Annotated in this window: 4 protein-coding genes and 1 pseudogene; 2 read left to right on the plus strand and 3 right to left on the minus strand. The window is 69.7% G+C overall.

Annotation, left to right across the window (positions count from 1 at the left end):
- The 3 genes from ABY44_RS01205 to ABY44_RS01215 all read right to left on the minus strand — a co-directional run.
- A partial coding sequence (locus ABY44_RS01205) for a PhaM family polyhydroxyalkanoate granule multifunctional regulatory protein (RefSeq protein ID WP_431640752.1) occupies positions 1–548 on the minus strand: 548 nt, incomplete at its 3' end.
- A gap of 88 nt (positions 549–636) precedes the next feature.
- Complete coding sequence (locus ABY44_RS01210; protein ID WP_021160148.1) at positions 637–1,464, minus strand: enoyl-CoA hydratase/isomerase family protein; 828 nt, start codon at positions 1,462–1,464, stop codon at positions 637–639.
- A gap of 117 nt (positions 1,465–1,581) precedes the next feature.
- Positions 1,582–2,574, minus strand: coding sequence for a fumarylacetoacetate hydrolase family protein (locus ABY44_RS01215; protein ID WP_027789012.1), 993 nt, complete (start codon positions 2,572–2,574; stop codon positions 1,582–1,584).
- A gap of 157 nt (positions 2,575–2,731) precedes the next feature.
- Here ABY44_RS01215 and ABY44_RS01220 point away from each other — a divergent pair, with 157 nt between their 5' ends.
- Together ABY44_RS01220 and ABY44_RS01225 are read left to right on the plus strand one after the other, a co-directional pair.
- Positions 2,732–3,607 (plus strand): IclR family transcriptional regulator, encoded by an 876-nt coding sequence (locus tag ABY44_RS01220; RefSeq protein ID WP_060171936.1) that lies wholly within the window; start codon positions 2,732–2,734, stop codon positions 3,605–3,607.
- A 114-nt stretch (positions 3,608–3,721) separates the two neighbouring features.
- Positions 3,722–3,985 (plus strand): annotated as a pseudogene (locus ABY44_RS01225) (DUF3108 domain-containing protein); the annotation flags it as partial.

The following is a 3,985-nucleotide window of genomic DNA, read 5'->3' on the forward strand; positions in this document are numbered from 1 at the left end:
GCGAGGCTCGCGAGCTGGTTGAACTGCGACTGCAGCAGGTTCCACCAGCCGGCAGGATCGAAGGCCTGCGCGGCGTCGCCCGCGGCTGCATCCGCGGCGGAAGCATCGGCATCCTCCGCCGCCGGCGCATCGCCCGGCGCGGCCGACGCGGATTTCGCCGCATGCGCCGCCGCGACGGCCGCTTCCTCGGCCGCCGACATCGAGCTCTGCGCGAACGCGCCGAACGCACGCAGCGTCGCGAGCGTCGCGCGCTGCACCTCGAGCGCCTGGATCGCCGACTGCAGCATCCCGAGATTGAGCTTCAGCCACTGCTCGACCGCGCGCAGGTCGGTGATGCGCTTGTCGAGTTCCTCGACGCTCGTGAGCGGCGCCATCATGTCGGACATGCTCGACAGCGACGGCGGCAGCCCATGCGCGCCGCCCGGAAACGGCGTCATCGCGCCGAACGGCGACATCCGCATCATGTCCCACATCCGGTCCATCATGTCGGCGGGCTTGAAGCCGGCAAAGCCGGCGAAAGGATTGGAGCCGGGGGCATCGGTCGTCATACGGGCATCCTGGTTGACTGGGTGAGGACGAGGCGGCCGCCATGGGTCGCGCGAGCCGCGCCTGGATCGATCATAGCGCCGGCGCGTGTCAGAACGGGGCGTCGCCGGGGAACTCGGGTGGACGCCGCTCGCGCAACGACCGGAGGCCTTCCTGCACGTCGGGCCCGGCAAACCCCATGAATTCGAGCGCAAGGGACGTATCGAAGGTCGGCCCGGCCGTGCGCAGCCAGTTGTTCAATGCGTACTTGGTCCAGCGGATCGCCGACTGCGAACCGTGCGCGAGCCGCTCGGCCACTTCGTACGCCTTCGGCAGCAGGTCGGCCGGCTCGACCGCGAGCGACACCAGCCCGATCCGCTCGGCCTCCTCGCCGCTCACCGGTTCGCACAGCAGCAGGTAGTACTTCGCCTTCGCCATCCCGCACAGCAGCGGCCACACGATCGCCGCGTGGTCGCCGGCCGCGACGCCGAGGCGCGTGTGGCCGTCGATGATGCGTGCGTCCTTCGCGGCGATCGAGATGTCGGCGAGCAGCCCGGCGACGAGCCCCGCGCCGACGGCCGGGCCATGCATCGCCGATACGATCGGCTTGCTGCAGTTGATCACGTTGTAGACGAGGTCGCGCGCCTCGCGCCACACGCGGGAGCGCACGTCGAAGTCGTTCGCCATGTCCTCGACGAGCGCGAGATCGCCGCCCGCCGAGAAGCCCTTGCCTTCGCCGCGGATCACCGCGACGCGCGTGTCGGGATCGCGGTCGACGTCGCGCCAGATGTCGGCGAGCTCGCGATGCATGCGCGCGTTCGCGGTCGCGAGGCCACTGCGGTTCGCGCCCTCGCCGCTCATCACGATGTCGAGCACGCCATGGTCGCGGCGCGTCACCTTCAGTGCTTCGTAACCGCCGTATGCGGCGAGATCGGCCATGTGCCGCTCCTTCGAGTCGAGGCTCTTGAATCGAGTGTAGCCAAGCCCGCGCGGGCAAACATCAGGCGAAACCCGGCGCGCAGGCCGAAGCCGGGTTTCGCGAAAGCGCCGCGCCGCTTACGCCGCGCCGTCGGGCGGGGCGACCGACTGCTCGATCGCACCGAAGATCGACTTGCCGGCCGCGTCGAACATCTCGATGCGCACGGTATCGCCGTAGCGCATGAATTCGGTCTGCGGCGCGCCGTGCTCGATCGTCTCGAGGCAGCGCTTCTCGGCGATGCAGCAGTAGCCGCGCTTCGCGTCCTTGTTCGACACCGTGCCCGAGCCGACGATCGACCCGGCGCGCAGGTTGCGCGTCTTCGCCGCGTGCGCGACCAACTGGCCGAAGTGAAACACCATGTCGGTGCCCGCATCGGGCTGGCCGACCTTCCTGCCGTTCCAGTGGACGATCATCGGCCGGTGCACGCGGCCTTCGCGCCATTCGTCACCGAGCTCGTCGGGCGTCACGGCGACCGGCGCAAATGCGGTGGCCGGCTTGCTCTGGAAGAAGCCGAAGCCCTTCGCGAGCTCGGCCGGAATCAGGTTGCGCAGCGACACGTCGTTCACCAGCGTGACGAGCCGGACGGCCTTCAGCGCTTCGTCGGGCGACGCGCTCATCCGCACGTCGCCGGTGATCACCGCGACTTCCGCCTCGAAATCGATGCCCCACTCCTCCGACGGGCACACGACGTCGTCGCGCGCGCCGAGGAAATCGTCGCTGCCGCCCTGGTACATCAGCGGGTCGGTCCAGAATTCGGGCGGCATCTCGGCGCCGCGCGCGCGGCGCACGAGCTCGACGTGGTTCACGTAAGCGGAGCCGTCGGCCCACTGGAACGCGCGCGGCAGCGGCGCCATGCAGTTGGCCGGATCGAATGCGAACGCATTGCGCGCGCGGCCGTGGTTCAGCGCGTCGTACAAGTCGCGCAGCTGCGGCGCGTAGAACGCCCAGTCGTCGAGGACACGCTGCAACGTCGGCGCGATCGCGTCGGCGATCGCCGCGGTGTGCAGGTCGCGCGACACGACGATCAGCTGGCCGTCGCGCGTGCCGTCCTTCAGCGAAGCAAGTTTCATAAGGGGGACTCTGCCGTTGTAGTGACGATGGAGGGAATCTATTTTACGATGGTGAATCCCGGCGGCGCGCCACGATCGTGCACGCCGTTTTCGCCCCGATTTTTCGCCCCCGATTTTTCACCCCCATACCTGCCGCATTTTCGCGCACCCGCCGCCCATGCCCGCCAGCCCGCTTCCCGATGACGATCTCGCCGACTCCGACACCGACGACGCCGCTTCCGGCGAGCACGGCGAAAACAGCGAGAAAGTCCGTTCCGGCATCCAGTCGATCGAGGTCGGCTTCCGCCTGCTCGACGTGCTGACGAGCGAGCCGCGCGCGATGATGCTGCGCGACCTCGCGCAGCGCGCGGGCATGAGTCCTGCGAAGGCGCACCGCTACCTGGTCAGCTTCTCGCGTCTCGGCGTGGTGTCGCAGGATCCCGTCTCGGGCCGCTACGAGCTCGGCGGCTTCGCGCTGCAGATGGGGCTCGCGCGGCTCGCGCGCGTCGACGGCGTGAAGCTCGCGCGGATCGCGCTGACCGAATTCCGCGACCGCCTCGACCAGACGGTCGGCATCGCGGTGTGGGGCAACCAGGGGCCGACGATCGTGCACTGGATGGAATCGAGCCACCCGGCGAAGGCGTCGCTGAAGCTCGGCGACGTGATGCCGCTGCTCGGCTCCGCGACGGGCCTGCTGTTCGCCGCGTACCTGCCGCGCAGCAAGACCGCCGCGATGCTCGAGCGCGAACTCGCCGATACGCGCCGCTCGCCGCACCATGGCGGCCCGCGCACGCTCGACGAGGTCGAGACGGTGCTCGCCGACGTGCGCAAGCACGAGGCCGCGCGCGTCGAGGGGATGCTGCTGCCGACGATCCACGCGTTCTGCATGCCCGTGTTCGATGCGGTCGGCGAACTCGCGCTCGCCATCGTCGCACTCGGCCAGGAAGGCTCGTTCGACATTGCATGGGGCGGCGAGATCGACACGGCGTTGCGCGCATGCGCGCAGAAACTGTCTTACGAACTCGGCTATAGTCCCGACGCACGCGACGCCTGACGCATTCCGCCCCCGTCACGGCACACGGCGCGAACGCGCGGCGCATTCGACAGTCCGATTCCTGTGGCGCGCGCCGCGCGCCCGACATCACGCGAGCGCCCCGATCCTGTTCCGATGCCCATGCAGCCTGCCGACATCCGCCCGAGTCACGCCTTGCCCCGCCGCTGGCTGCGCGTGGGCATCGCGCTCGTCGTCGTGCTGGTGCTGCACGCGCTCGCCGCGTTCTGGCTGATGCGCAACCGCGACGCGTTCACGCCGCCCGCGCCCGCCGAAATCCCCGTGCAGATCGAGCTGCTGAAACCGCAGCCGATCGAGCGCCAGCCCGCGCCACCTGCGCCGAAGCCGGTCGAGCATCCGGCCGCGCCCGCACCGGCGGCC

This window comes from Burkholderia sp. ZZQ-2, assembly GCF_050768715.1.
Taxonomy (GTDB): Bacteria; Pseudomonadota; Gammaproteobacteria; order Burkholderiales; family Burkholderiaceae; genus Burkholderia; species Burkholderia cepacia.